Origin of the sequence: Nostoc sp. FACHB-110, assembly GCF_014697425.1 — a bacterium.
Taxonomy (GTDB): domain Bacteria; phylum Cyanobacteriota; class Cyanobacteriia; order Cyanobacteriales; family Nostocaceae; genus Nostoc_B.
The window spans coordinates 117,414-134,533 of the sequence record NZ_JACJRU010000009.1 but is presented as its reverse complement, the minus strand read 5'-3'; the positions used below and the strand labels follow the sequence as shown (position 1 = coordinate 134,533).

10 protein-coding genes and 2 pseudogenes are annotated in these 17,120 nt (G+C 40.1%); 7 read left to right on the top strand and 5 right to left on the bottom strand.

Annotation, left to right across the window (positions count from 1 at the left end; genetic code table 11):
• Nucleotides 1-12: 12 nt before the first annotated feature.
• From H6G69_RS11585 to H6G69_RS11575, 3 genes are all read right to left on the bottom strand, one after another.
• Complete coding sequence (locus H6G69_RS11585) at nt 13-1,446, bottom strand: cell wall metabolism sensor histidine kinase WalK (protein WP_190686227.1); 1,434 nt, start codon at nt 1,444-1,446, stop codon at nt 13-15.
• On the bottom strand, nt 1,443-2,162 hold the full coding sequence (locus H6G69_RS11580; protein WP_190686225.1) for a DUF4079 domain-containing protein: 720 nt from the start codon (nt 2,160-2,162) through the stop codon (nt 1,443-1,445). Before H6G69_RS11580 ends, H6G69_RS11585 begins: the two co-directional genes overlap by 4 nt.
• Before the next feature lie 302 nt (nt 2,163-2,464).
• Entirely contained in the window at nt 2,465-3,784 is a 1,320-nt protein-coding gene (locus H6G69_RS11575; RefSeq protein ID WP_190686221.1) for a dihydroorotase, read from the bottom strand.
• Nucleotides 3,785-4,030: 246 nt separating this feature from the next.
• Here H6G69_RS11575 and lepB point away from each other — a divergent pair, with 246 nt between their 5' ends.
• The 7 genes from lepB to H6G69_RS11540 all read left to right on the top strand — a co-directional run bounded on the left by lepB (nt 4,031) and on the right by H6G69_RS11540 (nt 15,723).
• Nucleotides 4,031-4,672 (top strand): signal peptidase I, encoded by a 642-nt coding sequence (lepB, locus tag H6G69_RS11570; RefSeq protein WP_190686218.1) that lies wholly within the window; start codon nt 4,031-4,033, stop codon nt 4,670-4,672.
• 209 nt (nt 4,673-4,881) lie between these two features.
• Complete coding sequence (locus tag H6G69_RS11565; protein ID WP_190686215.1) at nt 4,882-5,670, top strand: MOSC domain-containing protein; 789 nt, start codon at nt 4,882-4,884, stop codon at nt 5,668-5,670.
• Nucleotides 5,671-6,249: 579 nt separating this feature from the next.
• Nucleotides 6,250-9,396: an ATP-binding protein gene (locus H6G69_RS11560; RefSeq protein WP_190686212.1), complete on the top strand. Its 3,147-nt coding sequence runs from the start codon at nt 6,250-6,252 to the stop codon at nt 9,394-9,396.
• Nucleotides 9,393-11,228 (top strand): GGDEF domain-containing response regulator, encoded by a 1,836-nt coding sequence (locus H6G69_RS11555; RefSeq protein WP_190686208.1) that lies wholly within the window; start codon nt 9,393-9,395, stop codon nt 11,226-11,228. Before H6G69_RS11560 ends, H6G69_RS11555 begins: the two co-directional genes overlap by 4 nt.
• A 60-nt stretch (nt 11,229-11,288) precedes the next feature.
• Nucleotides 11,289-12,599 (top strand): response regulator, encoded by a 1,311-nt coding sequence (locus H6G69_RS11550; RefSeq protein WP_190686205.1) that lies wholly within the window; start codon nt 11,289-11,291, stop codon nt 12,597-12,599.
• Between the two features lie 211 nt (nt 12,600-12,810).
• Nucleotides 12,811-13,929, top strand: coding sequence for a circadian clock protein LdpA (gene ldpA, locus H6G69_RS11545; protein ID WP_190686202.1), 1,119 nt, complete (start codon nt 12,811-12,813; stop codon nt 13,927-13,929).
• A 51-nt stretch (nt 13,930-13,980) separates the two neighbouring features.
• Nucleotides 13,981-15,723: a R3H domain-containing nucleic acid-binding protein gene (locus tag H6G69_RS11540; RefSeq protein WP_190686199.1), complete on the top strand. Its 1,743-nt coding sequence runs from the start codon at nt 13,981-13,983 to the stop codon at nt 15,721-15,723.
• 56 nt (nt 15,724-15,779) lie between these two features.
• On the opposite strand, the pseudogene thyX reads toward H6G69_RS11540, so the two are convergent.
• Both thyX and H6G69_RS34655 read right to left on the bottom strand, forming a co-directional pair.
• A pseudogene (gene thyX, locus H6G69_RS34660) lies at nt 15,780-16,214 on the bottom strand (FAD-dependent thymidylate synthase); the annotation flags it as partial.
• A gap of 3 nt (nt 16,215-16,217) precedes the next feature.
• Nucleotides 16,218-17,117: pseudogene (locus tag H6G69_RS34655) on the bottom strand (thymidylate synthase (FAD), intein-containing); the annotation flags it as partial.
• Between the last annotated feature and the right edge of the window lie 3 nt (nt 17,118-17,120).

Below are 17,120 nucleotides of genomic sequence, written 5' to 3'. Positions count from 1 at the left end.
TTGGGAAATTAATTATTTGGTAGTTGTTAAAGCAGGTAAAGTAATTGTAAATGTACTTCCTTCACCTAAACGCGATCGCACTGTAACATTTCCAGCCATCCCTTCAACCAAGGTTTTAACTATGGATAACCCTAAACCGCAGCCACCAGTAGAACTAGTACGTGCTTCATCTACTCGGTAAAACCGCTCAAAAATTCTAGCTTGATGTTGTAACGGTATACCATAACCTTGATCGCTGACTTGAATAATCGCTGCGTCTGCTTGTTGATATAGCTTCACAGTCACACAAGTATGAGGTTCAGAATATTTAACGGCGTTATCAATTAAATTGAGCAAAACTTGTTTCAGCCGATTGTAATCTGCTTTGACTTCGATGGGTTGACTTCCTGAATCAATTGTAATGGAGCGATCGCTATAACTTTTGGCCATAGCCACAATTTCTGTCACTAAGTCATTTATTACACAAGGTTCTAAGCGAAAATGCAAATAACCACTATCTGCCCTGGCTAAATCAAGTAAGTCTTGCAAAAGGCGGATGGTGCGTTCTGCTTCGGCGGCGGCTGTGGTTAAGGCTTCTCGTTGAATTTCGGTTAAATTGTTCTGCCTGCGTAAAACACTTTGTAGGTAGCCATGTACAATCGTCAGGGGTGTGCGTAATTCATGGGAAACATTACTAACAAATTGTCGCTCTTGTTCCCAAGATTGGGACAGGCGCGATAACATCATGTTAAACGTTTGAGCTAATTCTCTCACTTCGCTAGGTGCATTTTCTAAATATAGTTGGGCTTGCCCTAAGTCTGCAATCGAAATCACTTCTGTCATTTGGCTTAACTGGCGTAGCGGTTGCAAAGAACGTTTAATATAAATAGCGATCGCTAGAGAAATGAGAATAATTGTCAAAATACTCCCAATTCCTAAACTCTGCACAATTACCAAAAACATTGTTTGTTCGCGGGTAACATCCTGTACGACAAATAATTTGCCAACAACTTTACCTTTTAACGGTAAAGCACCACCACATAACACAAAGTAACGTTCACCGACTTTTTGAACTTGGGGTTTCATGGACATCTCAGTTGAATAAATTAACTCAGATGCTGTGGTTGGCGATAACTTATTTAAGTTACTAGAGTTGGCAGCAATTTTATTATCTAAACCTTTAATCCATAAAAAAATATTCTCGTTAGTTAAACTATCTATGACTTTTTGTACCCCATTGCTTGATGGCATCAGTTCGTTATAAAGTTCTATATCCTGGGGTAAACGTGTGGCAATTTGGCGAATATTATTTTTATGGCTATTAATTAATAGTTGCTGCATTTTCCAGCTTGTATAGATAGAGAGGCTGCCTAAACCGAAAGCGGAAACTGCAGCCACTCCTAATGTCAAGCGGACTCGTAATGAAAAAGGATCAATTTTTGGCAATAGTTGTTTAATCTGATTCACTTCGGTGCTTGGGTGTTAGGCATTGGACAAGTCTTATTAACATAATCACACTGATAAATGTATGGTTCCTGCCAACTTAAAGGAATTTCTAATAAATCGCGTGTTCCTGTCAAACCTTGACCAATAAATAATAGCAAAGCTACACAATTTAAAACTGTGTGAATGAGCCGCCACTTGTGTGTTCTATCTTGATAAATATCTTGGACAATTGCCAAGGAAAAAATCATCAGTAAAGCTGCGGTGATACCGATGTAGTAATGTGACCAAAACCACTCATTAGTTCGCCTATATACACCATCTTGACAGCCGAGAATGATTAATCCTGTGCCTGTTAGCGTCGCAAAAACACCGCGCCACAACTTTTGTCTGGCCTGATACAGTAAAACTAAAGTGACTACAGTAGCCACAAATATTAACACAATAAAAACTACCTGAAAACTAGCTGTATTCCATAGGTGCTTTTTGATAATATTTTTGCCAATCGGGTAAGCTAAACCTACTAAAGTTAATCCAACAACGGTACTGGCTAGCCAATCACCAAATTGTTTATGTTCTTTGCCCACAATCGGCGGAATTTTACTCTTACCTTCGGTGGCACTTTGCAAGCGGCGTTGACGTGTTTGCCAAGCAAAGTTGATTGTATTGCCAATCAAAGGAAAGAGAAAAATTACTGCGATCGCTGGATGAATCAGCCCGAAAAAATCTGCTATTTCCATAGGAAAATATCACTAATATTGGCAATTGGGAAAATGTCAAATAGCAAGAATGAAAGTCAGACTTAAATTAGGAAATTTAGTAGACTGAGCAAATTCTTGATATAATAATAATTTAAAGCTGTCTGCTCCAAGGCAGATTAATCTAAGCTGAGAATTAGTTTAAAAGTTTTAACTTAAATTTATTAGATGATATTTAAATATCAACATTATTGAATGTTAGATGCCCAACTTATTGAATAAGTCGAGCATCTAAGACATTCACGAAAGACCCATACTTAGCTTGGTTGAAGATTTTGTGTTGCCTACACAAAAGTTAAGGCTTGACCGCGCACATCTGTGTTGACTTTTCCTTGAGCATAAACAATTTGTCCACCAACAATAGTTGTTACAGGCCAGCCTGTGAGGTTCCAGCCTTCAAAGGGACTCCAACCGCATTTGGTCAACAATTCTTCGCGCTTGACAAGATGGTAATTATTCAAATCAACCAACACTAAATCGGCATCGTAACCAGGTGCGATCGCTCCTTTATTCGGAATACCATAAGCCTTAGCGACAGCCTGAGACATCCAGTTAGCGACTTGTGCCACAGTGCATTTGCCTTGCTTTGCCGCCGTTAACATTACGGGTAAAGAAGTTTCTACCCCTGGCATTCCTGAGGGTGTATTCGGATATTCTTGGGCTTTTTCGGCTAAGGTGTGGGGCGCATGGTCGGTGGCGATAAAGTCAATTACCCCATCGCGTAAAGCCTGCCAGAGAACTTCATTATCGTGGGGCGATCGCAAAGGAGGATTCATTTGTGCTAACGTGCCAATCTGCGCATAAGCACTGGTATTTAATAACAAATGTTGGGGTGTAACTTCGGCCGTTACCCAACTCGGCTTATGTTGACGTAATAAATCTGCTTCTTCGGCAGTGGACATATGCAGAATATGTAGCCGACGTTGGTATTTTTGCGAAAGTTTTAAGGCTTTTTGCGTTGCTAATAAAGCGGCTTGATTGTCTTGAATTTGCGAGTGAATTGCTGGGTCGTGAATCCCGGCAAATTCTTGTCGCCGCTGATTAATGCGCTCTTGGTCTTCTGCATGAACGGCAATTAAGCGATTTCCCTGGGCGAAAATTGCTTCTAATACAGCATCTTGGTCAACCAGTAATTGACCGTGCATCGACCCCATAAAAATTTTAATGCCTGAGGTCGGTTGGGCAGTAAGTAAATCTGGCAATACCTCTGCTGTTGCGCCAATAAAAAAGCCGTAATTGACCACACACTTGTTGGCAGCACGCTGCAATTTGTCGTCTAAAGCGGCCTGAGTAGTAGTCAAAGGGCGGGTATTGGGCATTTCCAAAAAGGAAGTGACTCCGCCTTTGGCACAAGCACAACTCGCTGTAAATAAGTCTTCTTTGTGTTCTAGACCTGGTTCTCGAAAATGTACCTGGGGATCGATGACTCCTGGCAACAAAGTTAACCCCTGTGCGTCAATTTCTGTGGTTGGGGTAGCTGAGGCAATCTCCGGTGCAATTTCTACAATGACGCGATCGCGTGTAAGTACGTCCCCTACCATCAACTCCCCATTGGGTAAAACAATGTGAGCTTGGCGAATTAATAAACTTTGTGAAGATGACATGAAGTTAAAAAATTTCTAACAAGGAGTTGTATATTACTCACAACTCTGATTATTAGGTTAAACTTGGTTGCGTTCTCTGGGATAAATTTTTGCAGCTTACTAAAAAAAAGTTTATTTTTAACTTATGAATCTGCCTGAGAAGATGCCGACATCCATCAGGAAAATCTAATTTTATCGTTAAGATTAGGAAAGAGAATTTCCCTGAGCCAGTTAATTAATTACACTTTTCCTTACTTCAGTAATTTCATGCAAAATCAAGTGTCTGATAATAACTCTAGTCCAAAACCCGATAATTCCTGGATCGCCGAGCTAGGTAGAACAGTTGTATTAAGTATCGTTCTAGCTTTAGGCATTCGTACTTTTGTGGCCGAAGCGCGTTGGATTCCTTCTGGCTCTATGGAACCGACTCTACATGGAACCCAGAACCAATGGGAGGCAGACAAGATTATTGTTGATAAATTGAAGTATAAGTTTGCTAACCCGCAACGGGGAGATATTGTCGTCTTTTCACCTACCGATGAACTGCAAAAAGAACAATATCATGATGCCTTTATTAAACGTGTAATTGGTTTACCTGGCGAAACTGTCGAACTCAGGGATGGCAAAGTTTTTATTAATAACAAACCTCTCGAAGAAGAAAATTATCTCAGTGCCAACCAACGTACAGTAGTTGATGTTTGTACTTCTGGGCAGCAGCCAGCTTTTTTATCCAAACCGCAAACCATACCCCCAAATTCTTACTTGGTATTAGGGGATAACCGCAACAGTAGCTATGATAGCCGTTGTTGGGGTGTAGTACCTAAAGAAAATATTATTGGTCGGGCTGTAATGCGTTTTTGGCCGCTAAATCATATTGGTGGCATTGATAAATCGCCTTTATATCCTTAAGTAAATGCAGTAGACCGAAAACTTTTTCGTGAAAACAGGGTGTAGGTGACAAATACGCGTTTTTTGGTGTGATTAAAGGCTAATTAGGTCAATCATAGCTTTTTGAGGATGAGAACTCACGCTAATTAACTTTTATTCCCCTACACCCCACACCCCACACCCTACACCCTGCCTTAACCGATAACTTTGTGATCTACTGAAATAGCGCCATGCCACACCTAGCTAAAATCGTCATTTATCCGATTAAGTCATTAGATGGTGTGGAAGTTCCGCAAGCTAGAGTTTTATCTAGTGGTGCATTAGAATGCGATCGCGAGTTTGCCATTGTTGACGCACAAGGCAAGTTTGTCAATGGCAAACGTCATCCCAAAATTCATGTATTGCGATCGCAATTCAACCTGCGCAACAGAACTATATCGCTACAAATTCCTCATCAAGATGTACCGCAAGTTTTTCATCTAGATCATGAACAACAAGCACTTGCCGTAACTTTGAGTGATTTTTTTGAGTTTCCTGTCCAACTAGTGCAGAATCGGCAGATGGGGTTTCCTGATGATACCAACTCCCCTGGGCCAACGGTGATTAGTACGGCAAGTTTAATAGAAGTAGCAGCTTGGTTTGTTGATGTAGATGTAAAACAAATGCGTCGCCGGATGCGTGCCAATCTGGAAATTGCTGATGTACCTGCTTTTTGGGAAGATCAATTATTTGCCCAGTCCAATCAGGTAGTTACTTTTGCTGTTGGAGATGTGCTGTTTTTTGGGGTAAATCCCTGTCAGCGATGCGTTGTCCCCACCCGTCATCCGGACTCAGCCGTTGCTGATCCCAACTTTCAGAAAATATTTGTCCAACAGCGACAAGCTTCGTTGCCAGCATGGGTGAATTTATCACGCTTTAATCATTTCTATCGCTTAAGCGTCAATACTCGATTAGCTACATCAGCATCTGAAAAAATTTTAAAAGTAGGTGACGAAATTAAAATTTTGGACATAGGATAATTACACTTAATTAAATAAAAACTAAAAATTTCCTAAAGGGTTAATAGTAATACTTACGTATTTTGAGGGAAGAAAAAACCGATTTAGAAGTCTTTGTTTCTTATTCTCTATTCGTAATTCTCTCACTAAGAAACTCCACAATTGAACTGTGGCTCTGGCTATTAAATTAGGTAATAAACATCCTAAAAGATTGATTTTAACAGGCTGTTAAGCTTGTTCCCTGTTTCTGACAATAGCCAATTGCGGTGCAGAGCGATCGGCATCGGCTAGAATTTCCAGCTAAGTGATATTTGTCACAATCTCTTGTATTGTGGGAAACCAGTGCTGGAAATATATTTTGATACATTTCTAGATTAAAGGAATTAAATTAAGGTGTTATAACAAAGCTGAAGGATTTAGCCGAAAACAAATCTGCTAGCGATATGTGTATATGCAACCGAAATAAAGCAAATTTTGATACAAAGACAATATTTTTGGCGTTGTATTCAATGTTGTAAGTATTCCTAAACCTAAAATCAAGCTGCATCTAAAAGTATCTAACGTTTTTCAAAATTGGTGTTGGGGACAAGTTAAACAACAATGTTATTCACATTTCATCTGGGCAAATCTCTCAACAATGCAATTAGACAAACTTATGGCAAGCTGCCCCTCAAATTAGTTTTAGTGGCAAATTCTGTATTGCAAATGAGTGTAGCGATGGGGGTAGTGAGTTATTTATCGCTGCAAAATCGACCAATTGATGTTAAACAGCTGGCGCATAGATTAGAAAATGAAATCGGCGATCGCATAGAGCAATACCTAAATAATTACTTCCAAATCCCTCAGCAAATCTATCGAAGCAATCAAGATGTGATTCAGCTAGGTTTACTCAATCCTTCTGACTTAAAAACTACCGGCAACTACTTTGGGAAACAAATGCAGATGTTTCCTCTAGGTTCAATTAATTTTGCCAGTCCTAACGGTGAGTTTATTGGTGTAGAACGTTTAGAAGACGGTTCACTTTTGCTCAAACAAGGTGTAACAAATTCTGGCTTAGGCAAAGTATCTGTGTATACAGCCAATAAACAACAAACTTGGACTCAACTCCCACAAATTGAAAATTATTATCCTCACTTAGAAGCATGGTACGCAGACACTATCAAATTAGGTAAGCCTCTTTGGAGTCAAATTTATCAATGGCAAGATAAACCAGAAGTATTATCCATATCTTCCAACTATCCGCTTTATAGCAGCAACAATCAATTAGTTGGAGTTATGAGTATTACCTTACCTCTAGCAGCAATTAACGATTTTTTAAGCAAATTGCCTTTAGGAAGATTTAGTAGAACATTTATTTTAGAACGTTCAGGGCTAATTGTTGCTGCTTGTCATCATCAGCAAGTATTTAATACTCATCATATTTCTGCTAATCGCCAACTGGCATTAAATAGTCGCGATCAACTAATTCATCTGACAGCTAAACATTTAATTCAACACTTTGGTAGCCTTGATTTACTCAAATCTCAACAAAAATTTAATTTTACTCATGCCGGAGAGCGTTATTTTGTTCAGGTGAGAACTTGGCAAGATGATCAAGGGCTGGATTTATTAATTGTCACAGCAGTTGCCGAAGCAGATTTACCAATCAAAACCTCTGTCAACTCTCAACTAAATATTCTGTTATATGTAATTACCTTTGTACTGCTGACATTAATTAGCCTAGTGACAACTTGTTGCTTAATTCAACCAATCGGTCAACTCAATCAAGCCGCCAAAAAAATTATTGCTGGTGAATATGAGCCACTTCCAGCAATTCAAAGCTCGGATGAACTACAAGAGTTAGCCGAGTCATTTCAAGTCATGTCCCAGCAATTGCAAGCCTCGGCAACATCTTTGGAGTCATTAATTCAATCTCAGGAAATATCAGCCAATAAGCAACAAGTAGCCGAACAAGCTAACTATGCCAAAAGTGAATTTCTGTCCAACTTAAGCCACGAATTGCGGACACCCCTCAATGTCATTCTTGGCTTTATCCAAGTGATGAACTATGACAATAGTCTATCTGGCGAAAATCAGCAAAATTTAGCAATTATTAATCGTGCTGGTGAACATCTACTCAACTTAATCAATGATGTTTTAGAAATATCAAAAATCGAAGCAGAAAAAACTACTTTAAATGTTAGTAGTTTTGACTTAATAGCTATGTTAGACAGCCTTCAGGAGATGTTAGTCTTACGTGCGATCGCTAAAGGCTTACAACTAATCTTTGAATATGCACCAGACATACCGCAATATGTACAAACAGATGAAAGTAAACTCCGTCAAGTGTTACTTAATCTTCTCGGCAATGCAATTAAATTTACGAATACAGGCAGTGTAAAGTTGCGTGTCAGCATTGGCGAACAAACAGAAGTTTTTTCCCCTCTTTCCCCAGCCCCTTGTCCTGTTTCTTGTTCTCACTCCCTGATTTTTGAGGTACAAGATACAGGTGCGGGTATTGAATCCCATGAACTAGGCTTGTTGTTTCAAGCTTTTCGCCAAACAGAAATCGGTAGGAAATCGCAACAGGGAACAGGGCTAGGTTTAGTAATTAGCCGTAAATATGTGCAACTGATGGGGGGCGATATTACTGTTAGTAGTGGTGTTGGTGTAGGTAGTAAATTTACCTTCAATATTGAAGTTGCTTTAGTCTCAGCTAGTGAAGTTGCTATTCCCAAAATTCCCCGCCAAATTGTTGGTTTAGCACCAGGACAGGCTGAGTATCGCATTTTGGTGGTGGATGATGTCTTTGAAAGTCGTTTATTATTGATGAAATTACTTAAATCTATGGGTTTTGCGGTGTGTGAAGCCACAAATGGGCATGAGGCGATCGCATTATGGCAACAATGGCAACCACACTTAATTTTCATGGATATGCGAATGCCTGTGATGGATGGTTACGAAGCTACAAGAATCATCAAAGCCAAAGAAATCGAACTCTCAGCATTCAGATCCCAGAATCGCAAAGAGAAAAATTTCCATGTCAAGCCTGTGTTTGTTAATACACAACCAATTTCATCAGTCACTAATTTAAAACAGACATCTCCAGAAACTTTAGTCCCTGCTTGTAAACAACAATCGGCAACTACTGAGGTTTTATCTCACGATACAAAAGTATTGCCTATCAATCAGGTAAATGCAGCAGTAACTTTACAAAAGCACCAATCTTTTTGTTCTGTGCCGCTATTTCCCTGTGGCAGCAAGCCAACGGTAACATCTTTGCCTCAAGCGTTAACAATGACTAAGCCTGTTGTGGAGAGTGTGAGCGATCGCTTTTTTGTGGCTCATACCGTGATTATTGCACTTACCGCCAGTGCCTTTGACGAAGAACGCCAACAAATCTTAGCCAATGGTTGTGATGATTTTATTCGTAAACCTTTCACTCCAGAAGTGCTGTTAGAAAAACTCAGTCAACATTTGGGGATAAGATATATCAACAAGCTAGCAAATAACAATAATATAAATGCTAATCAAGAATTAGAAGTTTTAGCCAGCAATTCCGACATTTTGAGGTGCATATCCCAGATGCCATACGACTGGCAAATGCGAGTTTATCATGCCGCAGCCAGTTGTAGCGACGATCTGATTTTAGATTTGCTTGCTGAACTACCATCAGACAAAAGTCAACTTTTCTGGGTTTTCAGGGATTTAGCAACTAATTATCAGTTTGAGAAAATTATGGAATTGACTAGAACGAAGGCATCATGAACTACCAGCAGTTAAATCTTGAGAAACAAGATATTTTAATCATTGATGATAGACCAGACAATTTGCGAGTTTTATCTTCACTGCTGACTAGGGAAGGGTATAACGTTCGCAAAGCTTTAAATTGGCAAATGGCTTTGACGGCTTGTCAAACAGTCCTACCGGATCTGATTTTACTTGATATTATGATGCCGGAAGTCGATGGGTATGAAGTTTGTCAACGTTTTAAAGCATGGGATTTAACAGCAGATATTCCGGTAATTTTTATTAGTGCTTTAGATGATGTTTTTGATAAAGTCAAAGCGTTTAGATTAGGAGCAGTAGATTATATTACTAAACCTTTTGAGTTTGAAGAAGTTGTGGTTAGGGTGCAAAATCAACTGGCTCTAAGAACAGCAAAGCTAGAAATAATTAGACTTAATAGTGAACTAGAACAAAGAGTCAAGCATCGAACTTGGGAGTTAGAAAACGCCCTGCAAAAACTCCAACGAGAAATCGCTTCCCGTCAACAATTGCAAGATAAATTACTAGATATAGTTTTACATGATTCTTTGACAGGATTACCAAATCGAGTTTTATTTATTCGACGATTAGGCAAAGCTCTCAATCTCGCCAAACAAAATGCTAATTATCAGTTTGCTGTGCTGTATTTAGATTGCGATCGCTTCAAAGTTGTCAATGATTCTTTAGGACATCTTGTAGGTGATGAATTACTCATCGCCATCTCTCACCGCCTGCAATCCTGCCTAAATTCCAGTGATACTTTAGCCAGATTAGGCGGTGATGAATTTGGCATTCTTGTAGAAAATCTCACAGATATTAGTTCAGCTATTCAAATTGCAGAAAAAATTCTGCAACAATTTTCTATTACATTTAAATTATCCCGATACGAAGTATTTATGAATGCTAGCATTGGCATTAATTGGGGTAATAAACACTATGAAAAACCAGAGTATTTATTGCGTGATGCTGACACAGCTATGTATAGAGCTAAAGCTTTAGGTAAAGCTCGATATAACATTTTTGACCCAATTATGCATCTCGAAGCAATTCAACTTCTAGAAATAGAAAATGACCTGCGTCGGGCTATCGAAAGACAAGAATTTATCATATATTATCAACCAATTGTTTCACTCCGTACAGGAAAAATTTCTGGATTTGAAGCACTTGTGCGTTGGCAACATCCAGTTCGGGGCTTAATACTCCCTAGCGAATTTATGCCAGTTGCAGAAGAAACAGGTTTAATTAATGCGATTGATATGTGGGTATTGCAGTCAGCTTGTCATCAACTAAATACTTGGCAGACGCACTCATTTGTACCAGAAGATTTAACCATCAGCGTTAATTTAAGTGCCAAGCTGTTTAATCAGCCTAACTTAATTTCCCAAATCGACCAAATTATTTATGAAACTAAAGTTAACCCGTCTAACTTAGAATTAGAAATTACTGAAAGCGTCATTATGGAAAATAATCACTTAGTCAGAACAATCATTGAACAAATAAAAAAACGTAAAATCAAGTTAGTTATGGATGATTTCGGGACTGGATACTCTTCTTTAAGTTACCTTCATAGCTTCCCCTTAAATTCGCTCAAAATTGATAAATCTTTTATTAGTAGAATGCAATTTAATCAAGAAAATATGGGACTTGTACCAGCTATCATTAGCATTGCTGAATCTATGAATATCACTGTAATTGCTGAAGGTGTAGAAACCCAAGAACAATTAGCAAAACTCAAAAAACTCAACTGTAATTTTGCCCAAGGATATCTTTTTTCTAGACCTTTAGAACAACAAGCTGTGCTTAAATTAATAGCCACAGCACCGCAGTGGTAGCAAATTTAAAACATCTTTTTATTTTAAACTATATTTATAAAACTTATTTTAATTTTTCCAATGAATTTATATACAAAAGATAAATACAAAGGCAATATCTTAGTTGTCGATGATACGCCAGATAACTTACGGTTATTATCGGCTATGTTAACATCGCAAGGTTTTGAAGTTCGGAAAGCGTTAAACGGCAAAATGGCTTTAACTGCCTGTTTAACACTTTTACCAGATTTAATTTTGCTAGATATTAATATGCCAGATATGGATGGCTACCAAGTTTGTCAGCAGTTAAAAGCTAACGAACGCACTTGTTCAGTCCCAGTCATTTTTATTAGTGCCTTAGATGATGTTTTAGATAAAGTTAAAGCTTTTGATGTTGGTGGTGTAGATTATATTACAAAACCGTTTCACGGTTCGGAAGTCATATCTCGAATTAAAAATCAAATTAATTTACATTTACTGCAAGTGACGCTGCAAGAAAAGAATTTGTTGTTACAAGAAGCTTTGGATAAATTAAAAGCAGCACAAATGCAGCAAATCCAAAATGAAAAAATGCTAGCTTTAGGACAATTAGTCGCCGGAATCGCCCATGAAGTGAATAATCCCATTAGTTTTATTTATGGTAATCTTCTCTATGCTAGTCAATATGTAGACTACTTAAAGAAAATCATCGAAACCTATCAGCAAGAATATCCAGAACCGCCTGCGAAGATTCAAAAAATGGTGAAAGACGTAGATTTAAACTATGTCATGAATGATTTACAAGATTTGATGAGTGCGATGTATCGAGGTGCAGATCGCATTCGAGAAATTGTAGTGGCTTTACAAAATTTTTCCAGACATGAGGAAGCACAAATCAAGACTGTGAATATTCACGAAGGTATTGACAGTACTTTGATCATGTTACAACACCGATTCAAATATACAGATCATCGTCCGGAAATTTCTATCATTAAAGATTATGCAGACTTGCCTTTAGTGACTTGTTATGTCAGCGAACTAAACCAAGTTTTGATGCATCTTTTAAATAACGCCATTGACGCTATCAATACTGGTGTTGTTGATCACGAGTGGAAAATAGCGCAACAATATCCACTCCCAGCCCCCAAAATTCACATTCGCACAAGACTAATTGATCCTGATAATGTTGAGATTGCGATCGCTGATAACGGCCCTGGCATAGACCAATCTTTGCAATCACAGATATTTAACCCATTTTTTACCACAAAACCTGTCGGTCAAGGTAGTGGGCTAGGATTATCTATTAGTTACCAAATTATCGTACACAAACATCAAGGTAAAATTAGCTGTGCTTCTTCACCAGGGCAAGGTACAGAGTTTACAATTATCATTCCTGTCAAGTTAACTCAATAGCCATCTTGACAACCCATCCAGAGGAATAAAAATTATCAAGATTATTAAATTTTTCCATCGCTTTACAGAAATTAGAGAATCTTTTGCAGTAGCAGGTTGACAACCACTCTCAAAAGTGTAAGCCTGGGAACTCAAGACAAATATTCATGAAACTAAAATTTTTATTCATTAAAGACTACTATTTTCAGTTACATAAAAGCATAATAGAGATGTGACTGATCTGTTCGTCCCCTTACACTCATTGAAACAAGCTAGCTGGTTCAAGCTCATCTGTGGAGCCAGCTACCAACATCTGCCCGCCGTCAGAAGTTTAACATTAGCCTATACATTGGCTGGTGCTGATTGCATAGATGTGGCAGCAGATCCCGCTGTGATTGCAGCCGCGCAAGCAGCACTGCAAGTAGCCCCAACCCTAGCTAAGGAAGCTCAACAACGAGGCTTTAGCTACAAAGGTAATTTGCCCTTTCTCATGATCAGCTTGAATGATGGCGAAGATCCCCATTTTCGCAAAGCCGAGTTTGACCCGACACTGTGTCCTGTAAATTGTCCCAGACCTTGTGAAAAGGTTTGTCCGGCACAGGCTATAGTATTTCATCGCCGCCAAGATAATTTTTCGGGAGTTGAATCTCAGAAATGTTACGGTTGTGGTCGTTGCATACCACTATGTCCATACGATAGAATTTATACTAGCTCATATATGTCAACACCACAGGCGATCGCGCCAATGGTGATGTCAGCAGGAGTCGATGCCGTAGAAATTCACACAAAAGTAGGTCGGTTGGCAGAATTTCACAGATTATGGCAAGTAATTGCACCGTGGGCTGAACAACTCAAGGTACTAGCTATCAGCTGTCCTGATGGTGAAGGCCTGATTGACTATTTACGAGCGATTTATGAACTGATAAATCCACGCCCTCATACCTTAATTTGGCAGACCGACGGTCGCCCTATGAGTGGTGATATTGGAGATGGCACCACTCTAGCCGCAGTCAAATTAGGGCAGAAAGTTTTGTCAGCAAAGTTACCGGGATATGTGCAGTTAGCAGGTGGCACTAATAGCTACACCGTTGCTAAGTTAAAAGCAATGGGACTCCTCAGAAGTGCTGAGTTGAAAGTGCTGAGTGCTGAGTCTTATTCTCATCACTCTATCGCTGGAATCGCCTACGGAAGCTACGCCCGTGTATTGCTGTCGCCAATTCTCGAGCAGTTAGAGAATAAGGAGGTGAGTAACACCAATGTCAAAGCGACTGTCCGCCTGGAAGAACAACCAGACTTACTCTGGGAAGCTGTAGAGCTTGCCCATTCTCTCGTTTCCCAGCTCAAGTCATAGCAGGAGCGTAATCGCTCGTTCGTTATCTCTCAAAACGTCACATTAGAAAGCATGACGATTAAAGACGATCTCCAAAAGTTATTAGACATCTTGCCCCAAGACTTGCGACAAGTTCTAGAAAGTCATCCTCAACGAGATAGTTTAGTGGAAGTGGTCTTGGATTTGGGTCGTCGCCCAGAAGCTCGCTTTCCTAATCAAGCTGAGTATCTGAGCGAAACACCCGTAACTCAAGCACAAATTGATGATTGTATTCAGCGAGTCGGAACCTTTGGCGGAGATAATCGAGCAGGAATTGAGCAAACTTTGCATCGCATCAGTGCTATCCGCAACCGCAATGGCAAAATTATTGGCTTAACCTGTCGTGTCGGCCGTGCCATATTCGGCACTATTGGGATGATCCGTGATTTGGTAGAAACTGGTAAATCCATCCTCATGCTGGGTCGTCCAGGTGTAGGTAAAACTACCGCCCTCCGGGAAATCGCCCGTGTGTTAGCGGATGATCTGCATAAGCGAGTGGTCATTATTGACACATCCAACGAAATCGCTGGGGATGGTGATGTTGCCCACCCTGCCATTGGCCGCGCTAGACGAATGCAAGTAGCTCATCCAGAACTTCAGCATCAAGTCATGATTGAGGCAGTGGAAAACCATATGCCAGAAGTCATTGTTATTGATGAAATTGGCACAGAACTGGAAGCCTTAGCAGCTCGTACTATTGCCGAACGCGGTGTGCAATTAGTAGGTACGGCGCACGGGAACCAAATTGAAAACCTGATTAAAAACCCTACCCTGTCTGATTTGGTTGGGGGGATTCAGGCTGTGACCTTGGGAGACGATGAGGCAAGAAGGCGCGGTTCGCAAAAGACGGTGTTAGAACGCAAAGCACCTCCCACCTTCGAGATTGCTGTAGAAATGTTAGAACGACAGCGTTGGGTAGTCCATGAAAGTGTTGCTGACACGGTAGACACTTTATTGCGCGGCAGACAACCAAGCCCACAAACGCGCACTGTGGACGATAACGGCAAAGTCGCTATTACTCGGCAGCTATCGGTGGTCAATGGCCGTGGCGGTGGACAGCAATTAGCCAGCGGTGGGGAAGATTCTTTCTCCTCGGGACGCACATCTGGCGGTTGGCGCTCATCAGGACAAATGGTAGCTTTGCCACCATTAACTTTAGAGCGAGAAAAGGTTGGACAAAGCGAGTTTGAACGCTTGCTGGATGAATCTTTTAACTACTCAGACACCATTGATTTTGCTGCTAGCAAGAATGCTGGGCCAAACGGTGAAGATTTGCCGTTGCACGTTTACCCTTATGGAGTCAGCCGTCACCAACTAGAACAGGTAATTAATGTGTTGACGTTGCCTGTAGTCTTGACAAAAGACATTGATAGTGCAGATGCAATTTTAGCGTTGCGATCGCACGTCAAAAACCACGCTAAATTGAGGCAAATGGCCAAAGCCCGTCATGTACCTATCCACATGATTAAAGCTAGCACCATTCCGCAAATTACCCGTGGTTTGAGACGCTTGCTTAACATCGACGACCCAGAAATCGCTGATGACCGCGAATTGCAACTTTTCTTGCACAGTGGTAGTGATGACGAAATTGATGCCCTAGAAGAAGCCAGACTTGCTGTCGAGCAAATTGTCATTCCCAAAGGACAGCCCGTGGAGTTACTGCCCCGTTCTCCCCAAGTCCGCAAAATGCAGCATGAGTTGGTAGAACACTATCGCCTCAAATCCCATAGCTTCGGCGAAGAACCTAATCGTCGCTTAAGGATTTATCCGGCGTAATTAAGATGGGTGTAAGGGAGTAAAATTCTTCCCCTTACACCCCTACACCCCTAGTTTTAAGGTGCTAATCTAGCTTTGCCTAAACGCTGCTTTTCATACCAGATGGCGATGGCTGGCGCCCACTCTGCAAAATGTGGCCACATTAATTCGCACAGCTTTTGAATTTCTAATTGAGCATCTTTTTTATTTCTCAGGTCGCAAAAATGTAAAAATGACCGCACATTGAAGCTAACTACAAAGTGTTGGCGATAATCAAACGGCACTATCCCTCTAGCATGTTCCTCAGACATCCCAGATTGGAATTTATCTGCATATCGCTTCGCTGCTTCCCGACACCATTCTAAATCTGCCGCGCGTTGCTCAGGAGAGTAGTAATATTTTTTGCCTTGTCTATCTGTGTAATGTCCGACAGGCCGCAGGTAAAAGACATCTTCTATATCTTTCTTACCTTCCAATACTTGTATAAACTGATTGCCAGTATACCTAAATGAATTGTGAACAACTACACCATTAGCGACAAAATTATGCCAATCACCTTCAACTTCTAAGTCGTAGGTCATTTGTTGTCCCAGGTATTCTAAATCCTTAACTTTAACAGGATGCGCCCGTAACTTTTTGCCGACTGATTTTGGTTTAGCCTGCCAATTCTCAGTGTCTATGACTGGGTTATAAGATTGAGCAAATTCAGCTTCTTGATTATTTTGATGAATATCTTCATGGCAATTCTTACATACAGTCACTAGATTATTAAAGTCGTATGCCAGTGACTGATCAGGGTTGTAGTTCCAAGGCTTGTGTTCTTTAGGAAATTGACTATCTTTGTGATTTAAAGATAATCCATATCTAGCAGCCCAACTTCTAACAGTGTTAACAGAACATTCTGATAATTGTGCAATTTCTAATGTTGATAATCCTTTTGAAATTTGAGTTTCCAGCCATTCTCTACTCGTGTAAAGCCCTTTACCTACAACTGTCAGACCATTACACATCAAATTACATTGTTTAGTCATTTTGACTACACTGCCATCATCATTGGTAACTAAGCCAACAGCATCGCCCATTGTCTGCCAGCCTTCTGAGGTAAATAAACGATGATTAACAGTACAATCTAGAGTCTTTCCATCTTCTAAAGTTAATCGATAGACTGGCTGAATTCCACTGCACATCACATCCTGAATATGTCCAACTTCAAACAAGCCAGTTTCTTCATTAAGTACTCGTAAGTGCATTCTACGAAGACGTTTTTTACAGTCGCGTCGATATTCTCCGGGTAATTCTCCATTTCTACCGCGAATTGACCTTAGACGAATTGCTTTTTCCCCGTTAGTCCAGAGATCGTATAACTCTCCGATAGTTTTTTTCAATTTTTGGTTAGCTTCGCCTTTACAGTTCACGAA

Bases quoted from the DNA above. Each gene is read 5' to 3' on its own strand.
- H6G69_RS11565 (WP_190686215.1), top strand. From the start codon at position 4,882: ATGCCACACCTAGCTAAAATCGTCATTTATCCGATTAAGTCATTAGAT.
- H6G69_RS11560 (WP_190686212.1), top strand. From the start codon at position 6,250: ATGTTATTCACATTTCATCTGGGCAAATCTCTCAACAATGCAATTAGA.
- H6G69_RS11550 (WP_190686205.1), top strand. From the start codon at position 11,289: ATGAATTTATATACAAAAGATAAATACAAAGGCAATATCTTAGTTGTC.
- H6G69_RS11580 (WP_190686225.1), bottom strand. From the start codon at position 2,162: ATGGAAATAGCAGATTTTTTCGGGCTGATTCATCCAGCGATCGCAGTA.
- lepB (WP_190686218.1), top strand. From the start codon at position 4,031: ATGCAAAATCAAGTGTCTGATAATAACTCTAGTCCAAAACCCGATAAT.
- H6G69_RS11555 (WP_190686208.1), top strand. From the start codon at position 9,393: ATGAACTACCAGCAGTTAAATCTTGAGAAACAAGATATTTTAATCATT.
- H6G69_RS11575 (WP_190686221.1), bottom strand. From the start codon at position 3,784: ATGTCATCTTCACAAAGTTTATTAATTCGCCAAGCTCACATTGTTTTA.
- H6G69_RS11540 (WP_190686199.1), top strand. From the start codon at position 13,981: ATGACGATTAAAGACGATCTCCAAAAGTTATTAGACATCTTGCCCCAA.